This window comes from Candidatus Kapaibacterium sp. (assembly GCA_025059875.1).
GTDB lineage: Bacteria > Bacteroidota > Ignavibacteria > Kapaibacteriales > HRBIN21 > HRBIN21.
Genome location: JANXCT010000001.1, coordinates 55,910 through 81,787, shown reverse-complemented (window position 1 = coordinate 81,787; position 25,878 = coordinate 55,910). Strand labels below are relative to the sequence as shown.

The window sequence follows — 25,878 nt, the reverse complement described above, 5'->3', positions numbered from 1 at the left end:
ATGCCCAGCAACTGGGATGTCTGCATCGTGAGCATGTCGGAGGTGCTCTACGATGCCCGCACGTTGAACGTCGCCCTTAGCATTGCCCAGGAAGGGCGGCGGGTATGTCTAGTAGGCTGGGGTACGGCAGAGGCCACGCAGCGGCTGCAGCAGCGAGGAATTGCAGCCCTCCTACGCCCACGGCCAAGCGTACGACGGACATGGCAGCAGTGGTTCTTGCTCATGCTCTGGCTCCTGCGTCACGGGAGACACCTCCGCGCACGGGTTTACTGGGCAGCGGATATCTATGGACTTCCAGCCGCTGCACTCTTAGCCAAACGCTATCGAGCCTCCGTCGTCTACGACTCCCGTGAGCTCTTCTTCGCTTTAGCCTCGCTGCGCAACCGTCCGGTGACGCAGAGAATCCTGCAATGGATAGAGGCCTCCTTCATTCGCAGGGTTGACGGCTGCGTTGTCTCAGGACGACTGGACGCGGATGAGCTCCAGCGGCGGTACCACCTGCGCCATGCTCCCGTTGTGCTCCTCAATGTCCCCCGGTACCGTGTCCTACCCCGTTCCGATCGGCTACGGCGCATCCTTCATCTGCCCGAGGAAAGTATAGTACTGCTCTACCAGGGCGTCGTCACAGAAGGACGCGGAATTGAACAAAGCATCCGCCTGCTCTGCCGTCTTCCGACAGCCGTTCTGTGCGTCCTAGGCGGAGGTGCCTACCAGCACAAGCTCCAGCAACTGGCACAGCAGTTCAACGTGAGTGCTCGTGTGCACTGGTTAGGCTGGCGTCCTTACGACGAGCTCTTGGAGTGGACTGCTTCTGCCGATATCGGACTAGCACTCATCGAACCGCTCAGTCACAGCTATGAACTGGCCCTTCCCAACAAGGTGTTTGAGTACTGCATGGCAGGGATTCCTACGATTGCCACCGCCCTGCCGGCGCTCCGCGCGCTCTTTGAGCAGTATCGCATTGGCATCCTCTTATCGCAGGACTACTCGCTTGAGGAACTGGAGCGCGCCGTTAGAACCCTACGAATTCCCGACGTTTGGCAACAGTACCACCAACGCTGCCGCGAAGCAGCTCCACACCTATGCTGGGAAGCCCAACACCACAAGCTTACCGAGCTTCTCGCGACACTCTCCTGCTAATCCTCCAGCAGGCCATCGGCTCCAGCACCCACTTGGTCGCTCAACACGCCCTCCACCAGCTTTCCCCAGAGACCGCGCTGCTATGGCGCGGGTTCTTCGCTGCACTCGGGGCTGCTCTCTGGCTCCTTTGGCATCGGCACTGGAGTTGGTTACTCTCGGCTTTGACTGCGCGTGAACGCCTTCTGCTGCTCCTCCTCGGTGCTCTTGGGGTCCCGCTAAACCAGTGGTGTTTCTTTGCTGGAGTGCACCGGACTGCAGCAGCCAATGCTTCGCTCATGTACGCTCTCACGCCAGTGTGGGCACTCCTTCTGAGCTGGGCATTGCGGCAGGAGCGACTGAACCTGCGGAAGATCCTCGGTATTGGGTGTGCCTTCGCAGGCGTCGTAGCCGTGCTGTCGGAGCGAGAGTTCGCCTTCGGAGCAGAACACGTCCAGGGGAACCTCTTACTCCTCTGCGCTAGCGTGGCGTGGGCTGGATTCACTGTCCTCAGTCAACCCCTTTCGCTCCAACACGGGGCACTCCATGTAACGGCTTCCAGTATGCTCGTTGGCTGGCTCCTCTACGTGCCTTTCTGGGCGCTGCTCGACGGCTCGCTGGGGTGGGATCGAATGACGCCCATAGTCTGGGGGGAGCTTCTCTACATGGGAGTGGTCACATCCGGCATCGGCTACTTGCTATGGTTGGTAGCGCTGCGCCACATGGAAGCGAGCAAGGTAGCAATCTTCTCCACCCTCCAACCCGTTCTGACCATCCTGGCTTCTCTTCCGCTCTTCGGGTTCGTCCCGTCGCTGGCTTTCCTCTTCGGGACACTCCTTGTCATCGCTGGCATTGTCCTCACTCACGCCGGCTAAATACCGGTGGCAAACCTGGGACTCCGTATTTTGCAGCAGCACTCGAGAGTAAGGCTCTGCACCATGGGAAGCTTCCCCTTCCTTCTGTGGTTAGCCGCACTTTCCGCAACAGCCTGCTTCTCGGCGGTGTGGTGGGAGAATACCGGTTACTTACGTCGTAGCGACGGACAGCCTTGTTCGGAAGTCCTGTTCGCTGCCGAGGGTGCAGGAATTCGCATCTTCGTCCGAACGCAAGGCCTAAGCTACGTCTTCGTACAGACGCTCTCTGCAGCGGACCACCGCTACCGCATCCTACTGCGCCGAGTGGACGTTGAGTGGATCGGCGCTAATCCCTTCTTCTCCTGGACGGGGGAGGAGGCCGAGTGCGGGTACCGCAACTTCTACCGTCCAGGCATTGCTGTCGTTGGTATCCGGGCCTATCGCTCCATCACGCTGCACGAGCTCTTCCCTGGCGTCGCGCTACGACTCTCGTGGACGGAGCAGGGGATGAAGTACGACCTCATCGCGCAACGAGCCGAAGCCCTGGCCTCTGTCCGCTTCCGCTACGTCGGTGCCACCAATGTTGCCTTGGAAGCCGACGGAAGCTGCCGCATCACAACAGAGCTCGGCCAATTGCGGGAACTTCCTCCGATTGCCTACCAGAGCGGTCGTCCACTAAGGGCTGCCTACGTGCTCCGGGGTGATACGCTCAGCTTCGTGGTACCAGAAGCCCTCCCTCATCTTCCTCTCGTCTATGACCCCGGCGTGGTCTGGTCCACATACTACGGAGGTAGCGTTGCTGAGGAATTCGCTGGGGTAGCTACGGACAGAGCTGGCAACGTCTACTGCGTCGGCTACAGCATCAGCCCTGACTTCCCTGTACGGGACGCCTTGCAGTCCACCTTGGCGACCACCGTTGCCTCGGACGCCGTCATTGCAAAATTCTCACCTGCAGGACAGCCCCTGTGGGCAACGTACTACGGCGGGGACAGCACAGACATCGGAAACGGCATCGCTTGTGACGCCAATGGGAACCCCGTCGTCGTAGGCACCACGACTAGCCCCAATTTCCCAATCCAGAACGCCCTACAGAACTCGCTGTCTGGAGCGAGTGATGCCTTCGTGCTGCGACTGAACTCCGCTGGGCAGCGGCTGTGGGCGACGTACTACGGTGGCAGCGGGATTGAAGCTGCCTTTGGGGTCGCCTACGACCAGTTGGGAAGCTCGATCTTCGTCGGGGGCTCTACGAACAGCACCAACTTCCCCGTCGCCAACGCGCTTCAGAGCGCCTACGGTGGAGGCAGCTCCGATGGCTTCTTGCTGAGACTATCGACTACAGGGCAGCGACTATGGGCAACCTACTACGGTGGCAGCGGAGAGGATATCTTCAGAGGTGTTGCCGCTGACAGCACCGGTGCAGTTGTGGCTGTGGGTTCCACGAGCAGTACCGACTTTGCCGTTCAGAATGCCCTCCAGCCAGCGTTTGGTGGTGGGACTCTGGATGGCGTCGTTGTAAAACTGAACGCTGCCGGCCAGCGAGTATGGGCAACCTACTACGGTGGGAACCGGCAGGATGTCATCAACGCTGTAGCCGTGGACAGCCGGAACTGCGTTGCTGTGGGCGGTGCCTCGCTCAGCGATACCATCCCTCTGCTGAATGCCGTCCAGTCCCGCCGCGCCGCTGCTCTGGATGCCTTCCTGAGTAGTCTTGACAGCCTAGGGCGTCTACTCTGGGGTACTTTCTACGGCGGCAGTGCCATGGAGGAAATCCGTGGTGTAGCTACTGCGCGCAACCGCTCAGTGATTGCCTGCGGCTACACGTACAGCAGCAACTTCCCTCGGTGGCAGTCACTACAGCCGTATGCCGGAAACGGCGACGCATTCCTCGTTATGTTCCACTATGCCGGAACGCTACAGTGGTCTACACCCTTCGGCGGCAGCGGTTATGAGACATTCCTCGGCATAGCAGCCGATACTGGCGTCGGATTCTATGCTTCCGGCTTCACAACGAGCGCTGACTTCCCAACACTCTCCGCTGTGCAGAACCAGCGCCGCGGCCCTTCCGACGCTGTCCTGACTCGCTTTGACCGCGAGACAATTCGCTGCCGGGTCCTCCGCCAGCCGCTCTGTGCCGGGGACACGGTGACGATAGAGTTCTCCACCACAGGTTCTTTCTTCGCCGACAATGCCTTCACGGCCGTCATCTCCGACTCTTCTGGCGACTTTGCCCGCTCTACCCTAATCGGACAACTTGCAGGTCAAACAGCCGGCAGAATCGTGGCCCGCATTCCCGACACCTTGCCCCCAGGGCGGAATTACCGCATCCGAGTCTTGGCCTCAAGCCCCGTAACGATCGGGGAGCCTGCCGGCCCATTGACGGTTCTCCGCCCACCACCCCCTCCAGTCATTCAAGCGCTGCCAGACACCATCCTATGTCCAGGAGATAGCGCTGTGCTCTACGTAGAGCCGCAGGAGATGGCCACCTACGTATGGCGCCGGAACAACAGCCCCATCCCCGAAGCTAATTCCCCACAGATCGTCGTACGCCAACCAGGCCGGTACACGGTGGAGATCCGAACCCCCTGCGGGACGGCTACAGCCCAGCAGGAGGTCCGGCTTGTGTCTTCCTCTCCCCCGGCCATCCCGCGGATCGCTGCCTCCGGTCCAACCCGCATATGCCAAGGCGACAGTGTAGTGCTCTCTGCCTCTCCGCAACCGGGTGTGGCATACCGTTGGCACCGGGATGGCCAGCCTGTCGGTGGTGACAGCCCCACGCTCGTCGTTCGGACTGCAGGTGTATACACGCTGGCCGTCCAGAACGAATGCGGGACTGTATGGGCCCGCGACACCATTCGGGTGAGCGTTGACGAGCCGCTCCGGGCTCCACTCCTGAGCGTTGCAGGCCCAACTCGGTTATGCCAAGGGGATAGCACTGTTCTGCAGACCGAGCCTCAACCTACAGCCCAGGAATACCGATGGTATCGCGACGGCATCCTAATCCTCCGGAATCCTACAGCGTGGAAGTACACCGTGCGGCAACCCGGGCGTTACTGGGTGGAGCTCCTCAACACCTGCGGCAGTGTTCGCTCCGACAGCATTACCATTGAGGTCCTTCCGCTTCCAACACCGCCCAGGATCACCGTGGAGGGAGGCACCGTCCTCTGCGCGGGCGACAGCACTGTGCTCTCAACCCCCCAGCAGCCTGAAGCCCAGTATCGATGGTATCGCAATGGTGTCCCCTTCGACAGTAGCGGACCACGCTGCCTGGTGCGGCAGTCCGGCACATACACTGTAGAGGTCATCACGCCGTGTGGGCGAGCTCGCTCACCCGATAGCGTCACCGTGCAAGTCCTATACACACTCCCGACTCCACGGCTCAATGTCCGAGGCGCTTACGAGCTCTGTGAGGGCGATAGTCTCCTCCTGCGAGTGGAGGCTGTTGGAGGTGCCCGCTACGAATGGTATCGGGACTCTTCCCTGATTGCCACCGATACCCCACAGCTCGTAGTAACGAGAGCCGGCACGTACTGGTTGCGGCTGCGAAGCCCCTGTGGAGAGGCCATTTCGGACTCTGTTACCGTCACCCTCCTTCCGCGCCCGCCTACTCCGGTGCTCACTGCAGAGGGCTCCCCACGACTCTGTGAGGGGGATTCCTTGAAGCTGTCCGTCACCCCTTTGCCCGCTGTAGAGTACGTGTGGTACAGGGACGGCGACCCCATCGCTCAAGGAGTTGTCTCTATCGTCGTGCGGACGGCGGGCACCTACTCTGTGCTTGCCCGGAATCGGTGTGGAGAATCGCGGTCAGAGCCTATTACTGTGACGGTCATCCCGCGCCCCCCGAAGCCCACCATTACGCAGGAAGGGGACACGCTGGTCTCTAGCTCCCCCGTGGGGAATCAGTGGCTCGACAGCGCTGGGGTTCCAATTCCAGGGGCGACGGGGCAGCGCTTCGTCCCGCCGCGGAGTGGGCGCTATCGAGTCCGGGTCACCATTGACGGCTGCTCTTCTGAGTCTGATCCCTACACGTTCGCCCGGCGCACGGCTCCTATCACGCTCTTCTGGCCGGGTGGTCATGCCCCACCAGGAGCCGTAGTAGAGCTTCCCCTCCGCATCCGGGTCCCAGAGCCAGGGATTGCAGCAAGCACGCTTCGCCTCACCCTCCGCCTCTGGGCAAGCGTTCTAGAGCCACTTCCACCAACACCTTCGGGAACCATCCTTCAGGGCTGGCGTCGAATCCAACTGGAGCTTCCCATTCCCAACCTCTCTGCTGGAGACGCTGTAGTACTTCGCCCATCTTTCCGCGTGCTCCTAGGCGAACGTGACCGAACACCGCTGATTGTGGAGGACATTACCTGGAGCGGCGGGGCCTTCTCTGTTGAAGCTCCGGTGGACACCTTCGTCGTGGACATCTGCCGAGAGGGAGGAGACCGGCTCTACACGCCTGGGACAGCTACAGCATTCCTCGAGCTTGTCCCCAATCCCCTCCAAGGGGAAGGGACCCTACGGTTCGGTACCCCAGAGTTCGGTCCCGTACGCATTCGGCTCTGGAACCTCAGCGGGCAGGAGCTTGGTCAACTGGTGGACGCTCCCCTCGCTCCTGGAACCTACCAGCTCACCCTCCGGCCAGAGAAGTTACCGGCGGGGATGTACGTACTGACCTTGCAAACCCCTTCGGCCTTTCTTCGGCTTCCCTTCTGGTACGTGCCTTGACGACGGGTAAACCGATGGGTCACCTTGCCATCTGGATTCTCGCTTGTGTCCTCTCCGCAAAGGCCCAATATGCTGCTGGCATCGGGGTGGCGGGAGAGTTTGCGCTCCACAGCGCCAGCTTCCGGACTCTCTCGCCCTCCATTCCGAACTGCTGCCCTGGGTTTAGGTCAGAAGCCGGATGGGGATGGGGGATCGTCGCCACTTACGATGGACTTCGCCTTGCACCTCGACTCCGCCTCTTGGCGGAGGGAGGATACAGCCATCGCCAGACGTCCTTCCGCCAAGTCGAGCAGACGACCGTCAGCACCACTGATGGGACCGGAGTGCCAGGCGTCATTGAACACGAGCTCTACACTCGCCTGGAGGCGATAACACTTGCCGCACTTCTTGGGTACAACCCATTCGAACAGCTCCACCAACTGCAGTTCCGGGTAGGGGTCCAGCTTAGCCGAGTTCTCCGGTCCAGTTTCTCCCAACGGGAGCGGCTGGTGGAACCGCCTTACGGCTACTTCACCGATACTGGCCGTCGCGTCCGAAATGAGTTCTCTGGCACCATACCAAACCTCGCGCCCGGCCTAGTGAGCATCGGGCTGGGAGCACGGTACCTCCTTCCCCTTGTCCCGCACCAACATCTGGCTCTGCAGCCAGCGCTGATGGGATGGTTAGGGCTCTCCCGGCTGGTTTCCGGCGTTGCATGGCGAGCCCACAGCATTACCCTTTCCGTAAGCTTCGTCTTTGCCCCACTGGATCTCCCTTCGCCCCTGCAGCCTGGCACTCCTCAATGACCTGCCACATCCTTGCCCTCCTGCTGGCTAGCCTGGCCAGTATTGCCTCCGAGCAGCGGGCGTGGTTCGTCCGGAGCATCCGGATATACGGCGGCTCTGACGAGACCGCTCCCCCGATCTTGCTCCTATCTCCAGCAGGGGACCACGGCTCTTTAGGCTACCCCTTCGTGACGCTGGAGGTAGACGTTGACGCTCCTGTACCCCCTGCACTGATGGCTCGCTTCGTCCACTGCCGCCCAAACTGGGAAGAGAGCCAGAATGCCTTCCTCTCGTTCGGCATCGTCGGGACCTCACTCTTCGTCTGGGAGCCAGCACCCGTGGGCTCTCGGTACTATACCTACCGGGGAAAGCTCCGGATTCCGAACCCGCAGGTCAGGATCACGTATCCCGGCAACTGGAGGCTCTTCCTCATTGACCCCACGGTCCCCGATCGTTCGGTGGCCGAATCCCGATTCTTCGCCGTGAGTCCCCAGGCCGAGTGCCACGTTGCCGTTTACAGCGACCTCTATGCGGCACCTCCTGGCATCGGCCCAGCAGCAGTCACTGTAGAGGCTTGGGTGCGGCCTCATTCAGGTCTCACTGTAGACTACCGCCTCCATACGGTGGCCTTCTACCGCAATCATCGCTGGTATGAGCCCTATCTGGCTTCTCACGACCCACAGCTACCAGCATCAACGGAGCCACTCTACGAGCAAACCTATCACTGGAGCATCGCCGGAATGCTCCCAGGAGGGAAGCTGTTCCGGATTGAGCGCCTCCCGGCTCAGAATGAATACCGGGTCCTGGACCTAAGCAATCCGGCCCAATTCCCGCCGAACACTGCCGCTCCTCTACGCCTGCCACTGGCAGACCTACGCCGCAACGGGAACTTCTGGGAATGGGCTGACGACGGCGCCTGCATTACCGCGCACCTTCCTTCCTACCTCCAGGACTACGTTCCTGTGGAGTTCGTGCTGGACCCAGAGGGAAGACTACCATCCAGTGAGACCTTCGTCGTGGGCTCCTTCAACAACTGGCAGGCAACGGCCGAATGGCGTCTCAGCTACGATCCCGAAGAGCGCCTCTACCGCCTCCGCCAAGTCCTGCGCCGTGGCCGACACAACTACCTCTATGCCACCGGAGAGCTCAGCGCTGACTCTAAAGCTGTTCAGAAGCTCTCCTTCGAGATCTGGGAGGGGAATACGTCCGGTACCCGCATCTCCTTCTGGGCATTCGTGTACTACTGCATGCCCGACTTTGGAGGCTACGATGCTCTCGTTGCCGTTGGGGCTGCTACCATCTTTGGTCCCATCCAACCTTGAAGAGCTCACCGCTTCAGAGCATTCAGTTCCGCAAGGAGCTGGTCGCTCACTGTCACGACTCGGGCAGCAGCCTCGAACGCCCGCTGCGTAGTGATGAGCTCCGTCAACTCAGCGGTGAGATCCACGTTTGCTTCCTCCAGGAAGCCCCCATCAATTCGAATCCCCGGGAAGAGATCCCCAGCTGTTCCCAAGATTGGAGGACCGCTGTTCGGTCCTGCGGTGAAGAGAGACCCCCCTTCTCTGAGCAACCCTTCAGGATTGGTGAACTAGCAATCGCTACCTGTCCCAAGACCTCCGTCCGGCCGTTGCTGAAGCTGCCTAACAGCTTCCCAGTGGCATCAATGCTGATACCGAGAAGCTCGCCTGCCGCATAGCCATCTTGCTCAACGATGCTGACTGTACTTTGCCCAGCAAAGTTCGTGACACCTGCAAGCCGATTGGTATCTGGGGCCAATTCTACCGTCAGCGACCTCCCGGGATCAAACACAGCAGAGTTCCCGCCAAGTGCCGCGTTCAACTCTGAAGCAGGGATTCTAAGCACCATCGGAAACTCCAACAATCCATTCGCGGCGAAACGTATGGAGGAACTACTCGCAGGCAGCTGTACGGGCCGTCCGTCAAGCATCAGAGCGATCGCAAACTCACCAGGCATTGTGGTCGAACGGAACTCCACCTGGAGAACGTGTGCCCTACCAGCGGAGTCGTAGATCACCCCGCTAGTGGAGAAGCTCTCCCCTGCCGTCATCTCCCTGCTGATGTTCCCAGAGAGGCGAACGTACTCTGTCTGCCGCGCCGGGGAACGCAGACCCGGAGGTACCCGCAGGGTCTCCACACTCTGAGAGAGCACTACGCGACCCGCTGGATCTAAGATCAGCCGGCCACCGCCATCGCGCAAAGCATTGTATCCCTGCACTAGCGCTCCTGTTGTCATCTCAACGAGGTTACCCTGAGGATCAAGGCCGAAAGAGCCGGCCCGGGTGAAACGCTGCTGGCCATAGTAGCGAACAACGAAGAACCCGTCACCCCGGATAGCAGCGTCCAGTGGGCGGTCCGTCGCCCCAAGTGGACCCTGCGACATATCGGCCAGAATAGAGCCAATGACCACGCCAGTTCCGATCTGCAGCGGATTCAGGCCACCAACATCCATAGCTATCGTTGGTGCTCTTCCAAAGCTTATTCGCTGGACAATGTGCTCTGCGAACTGCGCTCGACTCGCCTTGTACCCAATCGTGTTGACATTTGCCACATTGTTGGCGATTACGTCCATCCGTTGCTGATGTGCCCGCAGAGAAGTCTGGGCTGTCATCAATGACTGTGAGAGTGGCATACCATCTTGCCCTGATTGTTCTACGGACGCCTGCGGACTTCTATTAACTGCCGGAGCGGCACCTCGAGCTCTCCAAGGACCAAGCTCCCTCCGCGTGCCGAAAAGCGGACTGCCTCTACGACCCCTTCAACGAACGGAGTGACCACCAGCGATTGTCCGCCTTGACCAACAGCTACGATGCGGATAGAGTAGAAGCCTGCCGGCAGTCGCCTGCCCGTAGCCGAGCCCCCATCCCATTCCACTTCGTGTACCCCTGCAGGTACGTCCCGAAACTCCATAACCCGGACCACCTCACCTGTTGGTGAGCAGAGCTCTATCCGTACACTCGTGGCCCTTTCTGGCAGCTTGTATCCGAACCACACTACCCCGTCGGAGGGTAGCCAGAGTGTAGAACTCTCGACCCGCACAAGTGTGCCTACTAGTGCTGGTGCCACGGCGTTTCCCATCGTCTCTGCCAGAGCTACCATATTCTCAAGCTGCATTCCCAGCAGTCGGCGCACAGCTAGGAGCTGATCCAGTTGAGAGAAAATGGCCAGCTGTACTGCTAACTCCTCTCCCTGGGGGGGGCGGAACGGACTCTGCATCTGTAATTGAGCGATCAAGAGGCGCAGGAACTCCTCCCTTCCCACCCCACCATGTACCTCCTCCCTATTCCCAGTGCCTACTACAGCCATATCAGCTACCACACTGCCAACCCTCGACATGTTTGGCCCCGCTCATCCAACATACTCTGTTTGGCGCCATCCAAAGGAGCGAATAAATCGGGAGCGTTCCCGGAAGCCCTCTTGGCAATTGGTATCCTGCCTCCGGTCATCTCGAGAAGTGTCCTTCCGAGAGTTACTGAACTCAGAAGGAGTCTGGACCACGAGCTCTCTCAAGTGGAGCCGACGCTCGCTGAACAGGCGTTGCAACTCTTCTGCCGCGAGGGAGAATTGCCAGGCGAGCTCTGGCGAGGCAGTTTCGGCCTGAACGTGGATCCCTCCCTGTTCAACGGCAATCACTAACAGCAGGTGCCCGTGATACGGAATCTCTACACGCAGCTGGGCTACCGTTGGAAGCTTCCCTCGGGCAACTCCCGCTGCGTATTCTAGGGCCCGCAGAAAGAGAGTCCATAGCCCCAAGTGAGTCTCCGTCCTTTCCAGAGACTGCGACATCGAACTCTCTCTTATTGCCTGCTCAGCAGAGAGTGCTACAATTTCTGCAGCAGGAACACCGCTTGCGGACAACATCTCGACAACCCCGCCATCTACGGCTCCCCAGCAATCCTGCAATGAGCTGCTATCCCTGGACACCTCCACTGACACCGTCCTTACCTGCAATTCCAGACCCTTCTGTACAGTCTCTGCAGGACCTTCGGATGCACCCGGTGCGAGCTGTAAACCCAGATTCGGCGTTAACTTTTCTGGTTCGTTAGAGTCACCCTCTGCCGGCCTCGGTTCTACTGCTCCCATCGCTGTACTCTGCATCCATACAGGTGGCAGATAGGAGCACAGCAGCTCGGCGAACGCTTCCCCATTCCCGTCATTGGCCCTCCGCTGGTGACCCCAGCGCATAGATTGAATCCCAACCTCTATGGCCGAAGGGAAGTGGAGGCTATCACACATCCTACGCCACAGTGCTAGGGGCTCCGTTGGATACATCGGCCATCAGTGATGAAACTGAAGGATAGAGCGACTCCTCAACTCTGCCTATCCCCTCTCCGCATGTCGCTCTGCAGCTGCTTAAGCCAGGAGAGATCGTGCGATAAGTCAACCAGATTGCGTACAGCCCCTTCTGTAAGGCGCAGGTAAACCTCTTGGAAGCGCCCAACGAGCGGCGCTGGAGCTCCCTCTAGGAGTTGGTGCAGGAGATAGCGCAGCTTAGTGATGCTCTCGGAGAAAGCCTCCGAAACCGTCTTGTATCCCTCATCTGACGGGCCGAGCCGCTTCCAAACCCGATAGGTGCGCCATAGAGCAGCTCCTGTGAAAATAATATCGTTGGCTATCCCTGCATCTCCCCTCTGGGCAGCGAGCTCCAAGATAGAGCCCACATCCCTCATCTTGCGCAGGGTGTTCCCCGAGTATGCCTGGAGGTACTCTATCACAGCTTCGGTGTCAGGCGAGAGCTTCATAGCTCGTCCCGAATCCATGTCCATGGCTTGTCAGAACTAGAACTGCAGAGCTCGCAGAATGCTCTCAAACAGTTGCTCCTGCTCCTCTTCGGGCGGAGGCTCTATTACCCGCAACAACAACGGCACCAGTGCGACTTCGTATGCTACCCCGAGCAAAGAGACGAAGACAGCTACCCGGACATGCCGTCCGACACCTGCAAAGCGATACGTAGCAAATGCTTTCTGACCAACCCTCACGATGGCGAAGTCCCCAATCAGGCGAATGCCGACCGCCGTCTTCATCTGACGCCGCACGAAGCTCTGCCTCGCGAGCTCCAACAGGTCATACTGCCTAGCAGTATCACTCGGAGCCCTAGGGTAGAGCTTGGCAACTGTTACAGCGAGCGTATACTCTGGGTTCACGCCGACCGCAACGATTCCCCTTGGTGCCTTGTCCCCAAGCTCTAAGGGAAACCATCCCTTTGGCAAGAACAATAGCACATCCCCTTGGGCCGAGCGCACAGGGTCAGGGTTAAGCGGGATCCCCGGCTCTGGAGTCAGCTCAAAGATGACGATTCTTGGAGCCCTCTCCGGAATCCGCCAGGTAAGGCAGCCTGCCGCGCCGATAACGACACCAACACTGATGGCCCAGGCTGGAATCCTCATCACTTGCCTGCCGGTAGCCGTTCGCCAGCGCGGACCGGGATCGGGAGCGCGTTCCCTGGAGGCACCAGTGGACAGGCATACGCTGGGTTATACGCGCAGTATGGATGGTACGCGCGGTTGAAATCCAGCCAGTAGTCTCCTCCGTCTACCTCAGGTAGCTCTAGGTAGCGGCCGCCCTCGTATGTTTCACGCCCTGTCGTGGAGTCCTTAAACGGCACGAATAAGATATCTTCTTGCGCTCCCAACAACTTGTAGGCAGTCAGCTGGAAGACCGTGTCTTGCCAGGCTATGTGAAAAATCCCATAGAGCACCACGCGATGAACTTCGCCTGACTTGGTAGAAGGGAGTTCTACGATTTTCGGCTGCTCGAACTTTTGCAGGACTGCTGGGAGAACGAACTCCGCAGTCGGCGGGTAGTAGCTGAGGCCCCGGAACTTAGGCCGCTCTCTCTTCGGGATTGGGGAATCCGGCGAGTGCATGAATAGGCTATCCTTCCACCGGCGCTCCAATACGAGGGAAAGGGAGTCGAAAGGCGCTCTATCGTCATCCTCCAGCTCACCGTTTCCACACCCCAACAGCCAACCACTTACCACTACAGCCAGCACTATCCACATCTCTTTGCACCTTTCCACAGCTAACTTTCCACGCCCATGTGGAAAATCAGTCCCTCAGCTCTAGAAGGGGTCCCTTTTCCCCACCCCACGATGCCATTTACCTGCGAAATCCACAGCCCAACAATGCTCTTCCAAACGTGGGAATTTCCTTATCGGACTTAGCACTTCGGCACACCAAGGAGTGTTTTTCCACATTTCCACAGCCTTCGTCAGCCCCGTAAGTCAGTCCCAGGAAAGCTAGTCAGGCTTAATGATGTCCATGCCACAGTAGCGGCGGAGGGCCTCTGGAACAACCACAGCTCCCTCTGGAGTCTGGAACTGTTCCAAGAGAGCGACCATTAACCGCGAGGTCGCCAAGCCACTGCCGTTGAGAGTATGAACAAAAGCAGGCTTCAAGCCAGGCCCCGGGCGATACCGAATGTTGGCGCGTCGAGCCTGAAAGTCCTCGAAGTTGGAGCAGCTGGAAGCCTCTAGCCAGCGCTGTTGGCACGGCGACCAGACTTCTATGTCGTACGTCTTCGCGCTAGCGAACCCGAGATCACCGGCACACAGCAGAACGACGCGATAGACGAGCCCTAGCTCCCTGAGCACGGCTTCCACTTCCCCTACCAATTGCTCCAGCTCCTCGTAAGAGTCCTCAGGGCGACAGAACTTGACGAGCTCCACTTTGTTGAATTGGTGCATGCGAACAAGGCCGCGAGTCTCTCGCCCATAGCTGCCAGCTTCCCGGCGAAAGCATGCAGAATAGCCGCAGAGCTTGATGGGAAGGGAATCAGCGGAGAGGATCTCACCAGCGAAGAAGTTTGTCAATGGCACCTCGGCTGTCGGGATCAAGAAGAGATCGTCGCCAGGGATGTGATACATGTCCTCCCGGAGCTTGGGGAGCTGGCCTGTGCCCTCCATCGAGCGTGGGAGAACGAGGAAGGGGCAGAAGAGCTCTTGGTAGCCGTGGCGCTGCACGTGGAAGTCGAGCATGAAGTTAATGAGGGCCCGTTCCAGCAGTGCTCCCTTGCCTGTGTAGAAGACAAAACCACTGCCGCTTACCTTCGCTGCACGGCTGAAGTCCAAGAGACGGAGGCTTTTAGCAATTTCCACGTGGTCCTTCCGGAATTCCTGCGGCTGCGGTTCGCCCCACCGACGGACTTCGACATTGTCTTCGGACGTTGCCCCGTCCGGGACGCTATGGTGGGGCATGTTTGGCAGAGAGAGGAGCAGATCCTGAAGGCGAGACTCCGTCGCCCTCAGCTCATCTTCCAGGGCTCGGATCTGCTCTGCGGTAGCACGGAGAGAGGCAAGGAGTGGCTCAGGGTCACCTCCCTCGCGCTTTATCGCTACCACGCGTTCTTGGGCGAGCTTCCGCTCATGCTGTAGGGAGTCCAAGATGCGGATGCGTTCGCGCCGCCGAGCGTCCAATTCCACGATCTCCCTAAGCTGGACCGAGATCCCGCGACGGCGCAGCCGAGATTCCACCCCTTCTGGATCTGAGGTAATCCGCCGCAGATCTAGCATGCACCCGTCGGTGGGGCTGTGGAGGAAGCCAAAAATACCGAAACTCGGCTCAGTACCGCGTGCTGCCACGTCCAGAGGGGGCTAGGGGAAGTCCGTATTTTTGCCTCGGCTGGCCGAGCAGGATGAGGGGCGGCGAGCGTAGCAGGCACTGCGCGAGGTTGCATCCTACCACGGAGCTGGCCGAGACTCCAGTACCCCGATCGATGAGGCCACAGGGCTAACAAGATGGGTCCAAAGCGGAGATTCCAGGCCGCATACCACCGCACCAAGATCCTCTGCACTGTTGGGCCGTCGGTTGCGTCGCCGGAGAAACTCTATCAGCTCCTGTCCGCTGGAGCCGACGCCTTCAGGCTAAACTTCTCCCATGGCTCTGAGGAGAGCCATGCCACCTACGTCCAGTGGATCCGCGAGGTGGAGCAGCGGATCGGGCACTTTATCCCGATAGTCTTAGACCTCCCCGGCCCCAAGCTCCGCGTTGGCACCCTTCCATCTGGAGCCATCGAGCTGCGCGCGGGAGAGGAGGTCGTGATCGTAGATGTGGCTGACTACCAGAACGCTGCGGCAAGCTTCCCTCCCGGTACCGCCGTGGTCCCTGTCGAGTATCCGACGGTTGCCAAGGATTTAAAGGAAGGTGACTCTGTGCTGCTGGACGATGGGAGGCTGCGACTGCGCGTGAGCGGAAAGCGTGGGAGGGCAGTACGGGCAGTGGTGATCGTTGGGGGGATCTTGCAGTCACGGAAAGGGATTAATGTCCCCGGCGTACGGATCTCCATGCCAACTCTGACGGAGCGCGACCGCCAGGGTATCCGGTTCGCTGCCCGGTACGGGTGTGATTACGTCGCGCTCTCCTTTGTGCGCTCTGCAGAAGACGTCGTGACCGTTCGGGAACTGCTGCGGAGCGCGGGGAGCATGGCGTGGGTGATTGCGAAGATTGAAAGACCCGAGGCGCTTGCTAACATCGAGCAGATCGTGCAGGTGGCTGATGGGATTATGATCGCTCGCGGGGACCTGGGAATCGAGATTCCGGCAGTTCAGGTCCCGTTAGTGCAGAAACGTCTTATCGCTCTGGCTAACAGCAAAGCAAAGCTGGCGATTACGGCAACGCAGATGCTGGAGAGCATGGTACAGAATCCAATGCCGACACGGGCCGAGGCAAGTGATGTGGCAAATGCCGTCCTAGACGGCACGGATGTTGTGATGCTCAGTGCAGAAACTTCTGTGGGTGCCTACCCAACGGAGGCCGTGCTCTACATGCGCTCCATCTGCCAAGAGGCCGAACAGGCAGTCGTGGCACATCCGGAGATCGTCCGTACGCTCGTAGAGAGGGAGTCGAGCATAGAGAAGATTACGACGGATGCCATCGCTGCGGCAGCTGCAGCGATAGCTGCTGAGCGCCACGTAAGTGGAATCGTTTCGCTGACGCTCTCCGGAGAGACGGTCCGATTGGTCTCGAAGCGGCGTCCACCTGTACCGATCATCGCTGCTACGCAGAGTGCTATGGTGGCCAGGAACGTTAGCCTCCTTTGGGGTACTATGGGGATAGTCTTAGAGCGCGTTGGCTCGACGGACGAAACGATCGAGGAGATTAAGGAGCTGCTACGCCGCGAAGGCTACTTCATGCCGGGTGAGCGTGTCGTCGTCACAATTGGGCGACCTCTCGTTGCACGGTCTCGGACGAACATGCTCTCTATAGAGACCATTTAGAGGCCTTGCCGCGTATGTCCAAGAATCCTGGCGACAGAGCCATGCGCGTTTTGGTCCCGGTCGCCAACGGCACTGAGGAGATGGAGGCCGTTACGGTCATAGATCTGCTCCGCCGTGCCGGAATTTCGGTGGTCGTCGCTGGCGAGAGTCCGATGGTAGTGTGCTCTCGGGGTGTTCGGATAGTGCCTGATGTGCTACTGGAGGAAATCGGAGAGGATGAGGAGTTTGCTGCTATCGTCATCCCCGGAGGAAGCCGTGGCACGGAAGCGCTTGCCGAAAACGAGCACCTACGGCGGCTGCTCCGACTACAGAAACGGCGGGAAGGCTACATTGCTGCTATCTGCGCAGCGCCAGTTATCCTGGCACGACAACAGCTCTTGGAGCCTGAGACGCCGGTAACCAGCCATCCAAGCGTTGCCGAGCAGCTTTCGACCTACTTGTACCGGACGGACCCAGTTGTCGTCGCTGGCACAATCGTCACCAGTCGTGGAGCCGGCACAGCGATTGCCTTTGCTTTGGAACTCATTCGCCTCCTGCGGGGAAATGATGTCGCGGCTGAGGTAGCCCGGCAGATCGTACTGTCCTAAAGTCCTAAAAGAGCAGCCATCGCCACGGGTGTTCGCCAAGCCGAAGGAGACCAAGCCGCGTACTCCAGGCGAGCAAGATGCTTCCGTCGGGTGCGACGGTCGGCGAAAGGAGTAGAGGAGGGGCTTCCTCAAGGGAGACCATGTCTCGAAGGGAGCCGTCGGCCCGAGAGAGTGTGTACGCTGCTAATGCACCGTTAGGATACCGCACGAAGACGAGAAGCTCGTTCCAGAAGACGATGGCCGGTGTTGCAACCGTAGCTTGGATGTATAGCTTCCAGCGTTGTTGGCCGGTGCTATCGTAGGCGAAAACTGCGCTGATTGGCTCCCCTATGCCGCGGCTATGGGCAACGATGAAGACCGTGTTGGCGTCGTCCACAGATAGCCATCTTGGTACGGCCGGTAGTGTCCGCGACCAGAGGAGCTGTCCGGATGCCGTGAAAGCGTGAATCACTGGGGTGGACTCTGCCGGACCCTCCCGGACTCCAGCGGCGAAGAAGACAGATTTGCCAGCTACTGGGGAGCAACTCAAGCGAGTATCCGGGAGTCCACGAGCCCAACGTTGCTGCCCAGAAGAGTCAATGAAGAGCACCGTGTCCCCATGGGAGTCAGCCGACGTGAGCCCTACGAAGACATTCCCACTCTCGTCGGCTGCCGGCAATCGGTCTACAGATGCTCCCCGCCGCTGCTCCCATAGGGTCTGTCCCGTGGAGGAGATGCGCACAAGCCGTCCGGAAACTTCCCCGGCAACGACACCGTCCCGAAGCGGGAGGAGATGTGTATAAGGGCCGCCTCCATTTGTGAGTGGCTGGAAGAGAGCTTTCTGCCATCGCAAGCTCCCGCCGAAAGTGAGAGCATATAGGACTCCATCGGTCCCAAGTACGTAGAGGGTGCTCGTGTCGGCTGCCATCGTGCTCGCAGCAGCGACGCCTTTCGGTAGCCTGTAGGTCCACAGGGAGTCAGTAGGGGTGAAGGCAATGATGGACCCTGCTGCCGTCGCCACGACTGTGAGGCGAGTGGAGGGTGCCAGCGGGGGAAAGAGGCAAGCGCTGGTATCTGGATGATGGAGGGGGCGGAGGAATGGGAGGAGGGGTGGCTCGGAGGCAATGTGCGCGTAGTTGGAGGACCGACTACTTGCACCGCAAAGTCCGCAGGGCAATTCCCATCGCTCGCGCTGGCAGCTTGCCAAGGTGACGACAACCAAGAGTGGCCACACGGCGAGTCGGGTCATGATAGTGGCGGGGCTGTCCTTTCTGCTGACGGAGCGGAGCGGGCCATCCTTCTGCGCTGAAAGTGGTCTGCCTCGTATGCACGAGCGGCTGCTAAGAGCTCCTCTTTGTGCTCTAGTAGGTAGGCTTTGACAGCCTCGTAGTCGTTCGGCACGATGCCATCCAGGATCGCCTCCTCCAGGGCTTTCTTGATGTAGCCGACAGCGGGAGAGGGCGGCAGGTTGCAGAGCTGCATGATCTCGTCTCCGCGAACTGGCGACTGGAAAGCTCGGAGCCGGTCGCGTTCTTGTACGTCCTCGATCCTCTTCTGAAGAGCGTCGTAGTTCCGCAGGTATCGCTGTGCTAGAACGGGGTTGCGTGTCGTGATGTCTGCGCGGCAGAGGAGGAAGAGGTCCTCAAGGGCTTCGCCTGCTTGCACGATAAGGCGTCGGATAGCGGAGTCGGTCACGCCTTCGTCGACGAGTGCCTGAGGCCGCTGGTGGAGCCGAATTAGCGTCTGCACATGCGGTAGGTGCTGGAGCGGAAGCTTCATTCTCCGGAAGATGCGCTCCGCCATACGTGCTCCAACCTCCTCATGCCCGTGGAAAGTCCAACCCACACCTTCAACAAAGCGCTTGGTCTTTGCTTTCCCGATGTCGTGGAGGAGGGCAGCGAGCCGAAGCCAGACATTATCGCTACGGGCGGCAACGTTGTCCACCACCTGCAGGGTGTGGCGGAGGACGTCCTTATGCCCATATGCTTGCTTGCCAACGTGGACGAGCTCTACTCCAGCGAGATTCTGCAACTCAGGGAAGACGTACGGGAGCAGTCCCGTCTCGTAGAGCAAGAGGAAGCCTATGCTGGGGCGAGGTGTGGAGAGGAGTTTCAGCAGTTCCTCGGTTACTCGCTCCTGGGAGACAATCTGGATACGGGAAGCAAGTCGTACCATTGCCTGTCGCGCATCCTCGGCCAGAGTTCCCTCTAACAGCGCGACGAAGCGGGCAGCCCGTAGCATCCGGAGTGGATCCTCGTTGAAGGTGACGGCAGGATCCAACGGTGTGCGGATGTAGCGCCGCTGGAGGTCCCATAGTCCGCCGAAGAGGTCTACCAGTGCTCCCCAGTACGGGGCGTTGAGGGCGATTGCCAGTGCATTGATCGTGAAGTCGCGGCGGCGCAAATCGTCCCACAGTGTTCCCTCTTCCACGATGGGCTTCCGGGAGTTGGGCTCATAGCTTTCACGCCGTGTCCCGACGAACTCACAGCGGTATTCTCCGATTGGGACCAAGGCTGTGTGGAAGCGCTCGTAGACGACAGCCTTAGAGCGGAAGCACCGTGCTAGCCGACGAGCAAAGGCAATTGCATCTCCGATGACGGTAAAGTCAATGTCCTTCCGAGCTTGACCACGGAAGAGGTCGCGGACGAAACCGCCAACGACGAAGAGCCCTACGCCTTCTTGGTCAGCGATCTTGCCGAGTTCTTCCAGCAGGGGTTCAGAGAGCTCGATCCTGGGGGCCGTGTCCAGGTAGGTACGCACGTCTTGTGGCAATGTCATCTCACGACGGCTCTTCGGCTCCACGGAGTTGTTTCTGGAAGAGGGCATAGTGCTCGGAGCGGAAATCCTCACAGACGGACGCAATGCGCTCTAGCGGCATCCCTAAATGACGGAGGAGGGCTCCTAGCAGGTACAGCGAAGCTTCGAATTCCTCTGCGACGACGAGGGAGGCCCCTGCAGCATACAGCGGTTCTATGTGGGCAACGTAGTGGGTTCGGGCTGCAATGAAGGCCGTGGGGTTTAGCGAACGAATAAGCCCGATGGCGCGAGGTACAAGCAATGTGTCGGAAATTGCCACTACAACGGCACGAGCTCTCTCTACCCCTGCTTGGCGAAGGCTGGTCTCGTCCGTACAATCGCCCAGGAAGACGGGTTCGCCAGCTGTCCGAAGGCGTTCGACAGTCCGAGGATTGAGCTCCAGAATGGCATACGGAAGACCAGTCTCCTTCAAGACAGCGTGGAGGGTCTGTCCGGTAACACCGTAGCCAATCAGAAGGACGTGGTCCGACAGGGTTTGGTCGCTTATGGGAGGAGAGCTGGACATCCCAATCCTCTGCTGCCTCAGGAGCTGGTAGAGAATGACTGTGGCGAAGACGCTGATGAGCAGAATGCTCCGAAACAGCTCCTGCGTGCTGGTCGAGAAGAGTCCCATCTGTGCCCCGACTCCCAGGCCTAGTAAGCTGAACTCCCCAACAGAGGCGAGCAATACCCCCGTCAGCAGCGATGTCCGGAGGGGGTACTTTAGGACACGAGCGGGTACTACGACAGCAAGAAGCTTTGCAGCGAAGAGTGCTAGTGCAAGCGGAACGACAATGCTGATGGGCGGCAGGGAGCTGAGGAGAAGGCCAATGGAGAGGAAAAAAAGACTGGCAAGAGCATCCCTGAATGGCTCGACTGCACTGATGAGTCGGTAGCGCTCCTGGAATCCTGAAAAGAAAAGCCCTGCTAGGAATGCCCCTAAGGCGGATGACAGTCCCAGTTGCTCGCTGATAGCTGCCGCCCCAACTCCGACTGTTAGGCCTAGTAGGACGAAGGCTTCTCGGGACTTCGTCAGGCGCAGTAGCCGGACGAGGAAGTGGACAACGACTTTCAGGCTGATGAAGAGGAGTGCTGCCGCAGCGATCAGAACGAGAAGGTCTTGGAGGATGGCTCCTACCGTTGAGACTCTCTGTGTTGTCAGCAAGCTTAGTAGGCGGAGAACGAGGACAAGAGGGGCAACCGCAACGTCTTGGGCAAGCAAGATGCTGAAGGCTAGACGTCCGTGAGGAGTGCTGAGCTCGTCGTGCTTCGTAAGGAGCCAAAGCCCCACGGCAGTGCTGCTCATAGAAGCGATCATCCCCACCCCAAACGCCTCTACTGGCGAGCCCCTGATCCAGAGGAGCCAGAGCGCAGTACCAAGGAGCGTTGCTAGCCCCATCTGGAGGATGCCTCCCAGCAGAGCAATCCGGCGCAATTGCCAGAGCCTGCGGAAGGAGAATTCCAGGCCAAGGACGAACAGCAAGAGAACGATGCCAATGTCGGACACCAGTTGAATGGCCTCTGGAGTAGTGATGAGTCCGAGTCCTGCTGGTCCAACGATCAGCCCACACAGCAGCAGCCCGAGGACGGAAGGGATACCGAGGCGCTCGGAGATTGCCGTTAGTAGAAATGCGAGTCCGAGCAGGAGGAGAAAATCCCGTAAGAACAGGGCCTCCATGCGTAGGCTACATCACCCAGCGTATCCGTCGCTGGGAGTGTAGGCGGGTACCTCGGTGACGCGGCGGATTCCAGTACTCCCCTTGTCGCGCCGCTCCATGACTGTTAGTGCTGCCGCGTAGATCTGCTTCCACGTGAGTCCAAACCGTTCCAGCAGCTCATCCGGATCCCCGCTACCACCGAAGGTGTCTCGGACGCCGACAAACTCAATCGGCACGGGACAGTTCTTTGCCACAATCTCTGCAACTGCGCTCCCCATGCCGCCATGGATCTGGTGCTCTTCGGCCGTGACGATCGCTCCGCATTCTCGAGCAGCAGCTACGATGGTCTCCGCGTCCATCGGCTTGATCGTGTGGTTGTTGATCACGCGGGCGCGAATGCCGCGCTTTGCCAACATATCGGCAGCGAGGAGTGCTTGCCAGACCATGGCACCGCAGGCGATGATTGCTACGTCGTTGCCTTCACGGAAGACTTCAGCCTGACCCAACCGGAATGGGGTGTCCTCAGTGGTAAACCACGGGACGCTTGCGCGGCCGAAGCGGATGTATGCTGGCCCCCAGATCTCTCCGATGGCGATGGTCGCCTTCTTGGTCTCCATGTAGTCGCAAGGGACTACGAGGGTCATGTTGGGCAGTGTTCGGATGACAGCGATGTCTTCCAACGCTTGGTGCGTTGCCCCATCGGGTCCGACGCTGATGCCAGCGTGTCCGCCACCGATCTTGACGTTGACGTTGTTGTAGCAGACGGAGATTCGGAGCTGGTCGGCGTTCCGAAAGGCACAGAAGGTACCGTAGCTTGCGAAGAAGGGAATCTTGCCAGAGAGGGCCAGCCCAACGGCGATGGTCGTAGCGTTTTGCTCTGCTACCCCGATGGAGAAGAAGCGATCGGGGAAACGGTCGCGGAAGAAAGAAGTCATCACAGACTCGGTGATGTCCCCACCGAGGACAACGACGTTCTCATAGCGCTCGCCGAGGACGACGAGCCCTTCGCCAAAGCCTTGGCGTGTTGGTCTATTTCCCAGGAGCTGGAACGTGGGCATGGTTCCTACCGCTATTCGGAAGACGGCTTAGTTCGCAGAGCATGCTCGATAGGGAAGTACTCTGGAACACGGTTCCAGGGGAGTTCAGTCGGTAGGTCCCCCCCTTCAGCCTGGAGTACGAAGCGCTGGCCACGGATAGCCTGCAGGCGCCCGTTGCGAGTCGTAGGATCCCAGACAACGTATCCGAAGCCATCGGGGAGATGGAGGAACTCTAGGAGTTGTGCTTCGTAATCCTTGACGGGGGAGCGGATAGTAGCCTCAAGCTGCTGCAGACGTGAGGGGGCTTGGACGTAATCGCTGATGCTAACCCAAAGGTAACCGCCGTTCCGGAAACGGAACTCGCGAGAGGCGCGAATGATGATGCCATCCTCGAAGACTTGTCGGCCCGAACTCGGCGGTGGAGCGTCAACCAGTTTAGGGAAAGCAGAAGGCAATGGCAGGAGCTTCGCAAGCTGGTCTGGCGTCAGAGGCTTGGAGGAGGATAGCCTTTCCTGAGGGGAGTCCTGGGAGGATTCCGGGGCAACTGTAGAGGGAGTCAAACTGGGAGTTCCTGTTTCTGCCTTCGGTGATCTTTCGGTGGTTCGGGAGCAACCGAGGAATAGCACCACAGCGGCGAGGATCCCGATGCAATGCAGGTCACAACGCAGGCCCATACAGTTAGACTTCAGTCGGTTCCACCACGGCGATGTATGGGTCTTCCAGCTCTTGCAGTGCTTTCAGGGCTTGCTCTGGGGAGGGCGGTTTGCCATGCCACCGGTAGTCATCCTCCATGAAGGAGATCCCCCGCCCCATCTTCGTGTGGGCAATGATGACGGTTGGTTTCCCTATCCGTTGGCGATGGTGCTCTAGGAACTGGTCGAAGCACGCCATGAGCTCAGAGTAGTTGTGCCCATCGCACTCCAAGACGGCAAAACCGAAGGCTTCGAACTTCTTGTCGAGCGGGTAGATGCTCATGACGTCGTGGACTCGTCCATCGATCTGGCAGTCGTTGTTGTCCACGATCCAGCAGAGGTTGTCCAGCTGGTAGTGCGCTGCCGCCATAGCGGCTTCCCAGACGGATCCCTCCTGGAGCTCCCCATCTCCTGTGAGGGCGAAGACGCGGCGATCGTTCTTGTCTAGCCACTTGTCGCTGAGAGCCATACCGACGGCAATCGAGATCCCTTGCCCAAGGGAAGCCGTGGAGGTCTCGATGCCGGGTAGGCCCATATCCCGCCCCGGATGTCCTTGGAGGCGGCTGCCGTACTTGCGGAGCGTTCGCAGCTCCTCAATGGGGAAGAATCCTGCGCGAGCCAGTGTGGCATAGAGCACAGGACAAAGATGTCCAGCGCTGAGCACGTAGCGATCACGTTCAGGCCACCAGGGGTCTTTCGGGCGGTAGCGCATGTAGCCGCCGAAGAAGAGAACGGCGTGGATATCTGCCGTTCCGAGGGGACCTCCGCTGTGCCCCGAGCCGGCTAAGGCGAGCATCTTGATGATGTCGCGACGGATCTCGCGGGCGATCTCTGCAAACTCCTCTGGGCGACGGCGCCGGTTCTCGAAGACAATCGGGGGAAAGACGATCCGCAGGTCCTCTACTTTCATGCCGGTGCACGGCCTTTCAGACAAGCACACAAACTTACAAAAGCCCTGTTGGACACTCAATGAGCGGTTGGGAGGCGGGGGTGTAATTTTGCGCAGCCGTTGAATTCTATGGCTCCGACGGATGGCAACGCATCCCTTCTTGCCTTTGACAGACGAAGACCGGCAGCAGATGCTGCGGAGCATCGGGGTAGAGAGCGAAGAAGAGCTGCTGAGTGCAATCCCCGAGGAACTCCGGTTGCGTGAACTGCTCCCGCTACCTCCGGCCCTTTCCGAGTGGCAGACCTACGAGTACTTGCGCTCCTTGGCGAGCCGAAACAGTGGTGCGCATACCCACATCTGCTTCATGGGTGCCGGGGCCTACGACCATTATGTTCCGGCAGTGGTAGAGTGGATTATCGGGCGCTCAGAGTTCCAGACGGCCTACACGCCCTACCAGGCCGAGGTCTCACAGGGGACGCTGCAGGCCATTTACGAGTTCCAGTCCATGATCTGCGAACTGACGGGGATGGAGGTGGCGAATGCATCGCTGTACGACGGTGCCAGTGCTGTGGCTGAGGCATGCCTGCTGGCATTTGCAGCCACGCAGCGGCGCCGTGTTCTCTTCGCCGGGACGATCCATCCTCATTACCGCCAGGTCGCGCGTACGATCTGCGCTGGGCGTGGGCTTGTCTTCGAGGAAGTGATGGCCCCAGACGGAGTAGCCATCCCAGAGCTTGTCAGCGAGCGCATTGGTAGCGACGTTGCTGCTGTTGTCCTCCAGCAGCCGAATTTCTACGGGGTCCTGGAGGAGGCAGCTTCAGAGATCGGCGAGATAGCGCACCACCACGGGGCGCTCTTCATTGTTGTAGCGGACCCCATCAGCTTAGGCTTACTGGAGCCTCCTGGGGCGTACGGTGCTGATCTCGTCGTTGGTGAGGGACAGCCGTTAGGGATCCCACTCAGCTTCGGCGGGCCGTATGTGGGCTTCTTCGCTGCCCGCAAGCGATTCATCCGCCTGTTGCCTGGGCGCATCGCTGCAATGACGGAAGATGCAGAGGGCAATCGCGGGTTCGTGTTGACGCTGCAGACTCGGGAGCAGCAGATTAAGCGCGAGCGGGCAACCTCGAACATCTGCACGAACCAGGGTCTGATGATGCTGGCAGCAACAGTGATGATGGCGTGGCTTGGCAAGGAAGGTATTCGGGAAGTGGCACTCCAGTGTTTGCAGCGGGCTCACTACCTAGCGGACCGTATTGCCGCCCTACCGGGCTATGAGCTGGCCATTCGGAGGCCCTTCTTCCGAGAGTTCCTGGTGCGGTCCCCTGTACCGGCAGAGCGCATCGTTGCCCGTGGTATAGAGCGGGGCTTTCTGGCAGGGGTCCCGACTCGATGGGTGGGAGCAGAGCTGGAGGGATTGCTCATAGCGGTGACGGAGAAGCGAACGCGTGCAGAGATGGATGCCTTCGTTCGCTTCTTGGCTGAGTTCTCTGACGGGTTGCCGTCGTGATCCGACAGAAGCTGTTGCGCACGGGGTCTGTCTTGAGACGATGGCCAGCGCTGTGCCA

22 protein-coding genes are annotated in these 25,878 nt (G+C 59.6%); 8 read left to right on the top strand and 14 right to left on the bottom strand.

What is annotated here, in order from left to right; translation table 11 throughout:
- The 5 genes from NZ960_00480 (at position 1) to NZ960_00460 (ending at position 8,766) form a co-directional block, all read left to right on the top strand.
- A complete protein-coding gene (locus NZ960_00480; protein MCS7176095.1) occupies positions 1 to 1,140 on the top strand; it encodes a glycosyltransferase in 1,140 nt (379 codons plus the stop codon).
- On the top strand, positions 1,083 to 1,991 hold the full coding sequence (locus tag NZ960_00475; GenBank protein MCS7176094.1) for a DMT family transporter: 909 nt from the start codon (positions 1,083 to 1,085) through the stop codon (positions 1,989 to 1,991). The genes NZ960_00480 and NZ960_00475 overlap by 58 nt, the downstream gene beginning before the upstream one ends.
- Positions 1,992 to 2,054: 63 nt before the next feature.
- Positions 2,055 to 6,680 (top strand): SBBP repeat-containing protein, encoded by a 4,626-nt coding sequence (locus tag NZ960_00470; protein ID MCS7176093.1) that lies wholly within the window; start codon positions 2,055 to 2,057, stop codon positions 6,678 to 6,680.
- Positions 6,681 to 6,694: 14 nt separating this feature from the next.
- A complete protein-coding gene (locus tag NZ960_00465; protein MCS7176092.1) occupies positions 6,695 to 7,465 on the top strand; it encodes a hypothetical protein in 771 nt (256 codons plus the stop codon).
- Positions 7,462 to 8,766 (top strand): hypothetical protein, encoded by a 1,305-nt coding sequence (locus NZ960_00460; GenBank protein ID MCS7176091.1) that lies wholly within the window; start codon positions 7,462 to 7,464, stop codon positions 8,764 to 8,766. Before NZ960_00465 ends, NZ960_00460 begins: the two co-directional genes overlap by 4 nt.
- A 5-nt stretch (positions 8,767 to 8,771) precedes the next feature.
- On the opposite strand, the gene NZ960_00455 is transcribed toward NZ960_00460, so the two are convergent.
- From NZ960_00455 to serS, 8 genes are all read right to left on the bottom strand, one after another.
- Positions 8,772 to 8,957, bottom strand: coding sequence for a hypothetical protein (locus tag NZ960_00455; protein ID MCS7176090.1), 186 nt, complete (start codon positions 8,955 to 8,957; stop codon positions 8,772 to 8,774).
- On the bottom strand, positions 8,870 to 10,093 hold the full coding sequence (locus NZ960_00450; protein MCS7176089.1) for a flagellar hook-basal body complex protein: 1,224 nt from the start codon (positions 10,091 to 10,093) through the stop codon (positions 8,870 to 8,872). The genes NZ960_00455 and NZ960_00450 overlap by 88 nt, the downstream gene beginning before the upstream one ends.
- A gap of 20 nt (positions 10,094 to 10,113) precedes the next feature.
- Complete coding sequence (locus tag NZ960_00445) at positions 10,114 to 10,767, bottom strand: hypothetical protein (protein MCS7176088.1); 654 nt, start codon at positions 10,765 to 10,767, stop codon at positions 10,114 to 10,116.
- Positions 10,768 to 10,809: 42 nt separating this feature from the next.
- Entirely contained in the window at positions 10,810 to 11,247 is a 438-nt protein-coding gene (locus tag NZ960_00440) for a hypothetical protein (protein MCS7176087.1), read from the bottom strand.
- 524 nt (positions 11,248 to 11,771) lie between these two features.
- Entirely contained in the window at positions 11,772 to 12,203 is a 432-nt protein-coding gene (locus NZ960_00435) for a hypothetical protein (protein ID MCS7176086.1), read from the bottom strand.
- Between the two features lie 36 nt (positions 12,204 to 12,239).
- Positions 12,240 to 12,848 (bottom strand): hypothetical protein, encoded by a 609-nt coding sequence (locus NZ960_00430; protein MCS7176085.1) that lies wholly within the window; start codon positions 12,846 to 12,848, stop codon positions 12,240 to 12,242.
- The gene (locus NZ960_00425; GenBank protein ID MCS7176084.1) at positions 12,848 to 13,462 is read right to left on the bottom strand and encodes a DUF1684 domain-containing protein; all 615 of its coding nucleotides are present in this window, start codon (positions 13,460 to 13,462) and stop codon (positions 12,848 to 12,850) included. The genes NZ960_00430 and NZ960_00425 overlap by 1 nt, the downstream gene beginning before the upstream one ends.
- A 237-nt stretch (positions 13,463 to 13,699) precedes the next feature.
- Complete coding sequence (gene serS / locus NZ960_00420) at positions 13,700 to 14,971, bottom strand: serine--tRNA ligase (GenBank protein MCS7176083.1); 1,272 nt, start codon at positions 14,969 to 14,971, stop codon at positions 13,700 to 13,702.
- A gap of 225 nt (positions 14,972 to 15,196) precedes the next feature.
- Between serS and pyk the strand changes: the two genes are divergently transcribed.
- The gene (gene pyk, locus NZ960_00415; protein MCS7176082.1) at positions 15,197 to 16,675 is read left to right on the top strand and encodes a pyruvate kinase; all 1,479 of its coding nucleotides are present in this window, start codon (positions 15,197 to 15,199) and stop codon (positions 16,673 to 16,675) included.
- Positions 16,676 to 16,716: 41 nt separating this feature from the next.
- Entirely contained in the window at positions 16,717 to 17,262 is a 546-nt protein-coding gene (locus NZ960_00410) for a DJ-1/PfpI family protein (protein MCS7176081.1), read from the top strand.
- 4 nt (positions 17,263 to 17,266) lie between these two features.
- On the opposite strand, the gene NZ960_00405 is transcribed toward NZ960_00410, so the two are convergent.
- Genes NZ960_00405 through NZ960_00380 form a run of 6 tightly spaced genes read right to left on the bottom strand, consistent with a single transcriptional unit; the run spans position 17,267 to position 24,334 of the window.
- Entirely contained in the window at positions 17,267 to 18,490 is a 1,224-nt protein-coding gene (locus NZ960_00405) for a PQQ-binding-like beta-propeller repeat protein (protein MCS7176080.1), read from the bottom strand.
- On the bottom strand, positions 18,487 to 20,019 hold the full coding sequence (locus tag NZ960_00400) for a CCA tRNA nucleotidyltransferase (GenBank protein ID MCS7176079.1): 1,533 nt from the start codon (positions 20,017 to 20,019) through the stop codon (positions 18,487 to 18,489). The genes NZ960_00405 and NZ960_00400 overlap by 4 nt, the downstream gene beginning before the upstream one ends.
- Position 20,020: 1 nt before the next feature.
- Positions 20,021 to 21,715 carry a cation:proton antiporter gene (locus NZ960_00395; GenBank protein MCS7176078.1) on the bottom strand — a complete coding sequence of 565 codons (1,695 nt, stop codon included), beginning with the start codon at positions 21,713 to 21,715 and terminating at the stop codon, positions 20,021 to 20,023.
- A 12-nt stretch (positions 21,716 to 21,727) separates the two neighbouring features.
- Complete coding sequence (locus NZ960_00390) at positions 21,728 to 22,753, bottom strand: transketolase family protein (protein ID MCS7176077.1); 1,026 nt, start codon at positions 22,751 to 22,753, stop codon at positions 21,728 to 21,730.
- Positions 22,754 to 22,764: 11 nt separating this feature from the next.
- The gene (locus NZ960_00385; protein MCS7176076.1) at positions 22,765 to 23,406 is read right to left on the bottom strand and encodes a hypothetical protein; all 642 of its coding nucleotides are present in this window, start codon (positions 23,404 to 23,406) and stop codon (positions 22,765 to 22,767) included.
- A 4-nt stretch (positions 23,407 to 23,410) separates the two neighbouring features.
- Positions 23,411 to 24,334, bottom strand: a complete 924-nt coding sequence (locus tag NZ960_00380; GenBank protein MCS7176075.1) for a transketolase — start codon at positions 24,332 to 24,334, stop codon at positions 23,411 to 23,413.
- Positions 24,335 to 24,455: 121 nt separating this feature from the next.
- Here NZ960_00380 and gcvPA point away from each other — a divergent pair, with 121 nt between their 5' ends.
- On the top strand, positions 24,456 to 25,820 hold the full coding sequence (gene gcvPA, locus NZ960_00375; GenBank protein ID MCS7176074.1) for an aminomethyl-transferring glycine dehydrogenase subunit GcvPA: 1,365 nt from the start codon (positions 24,456 to 24,458) through the stop codon (positions 25,818 to 25,820).
- Positions 25,821 to 25,878 lie beyond the last annotated feature (58 nt).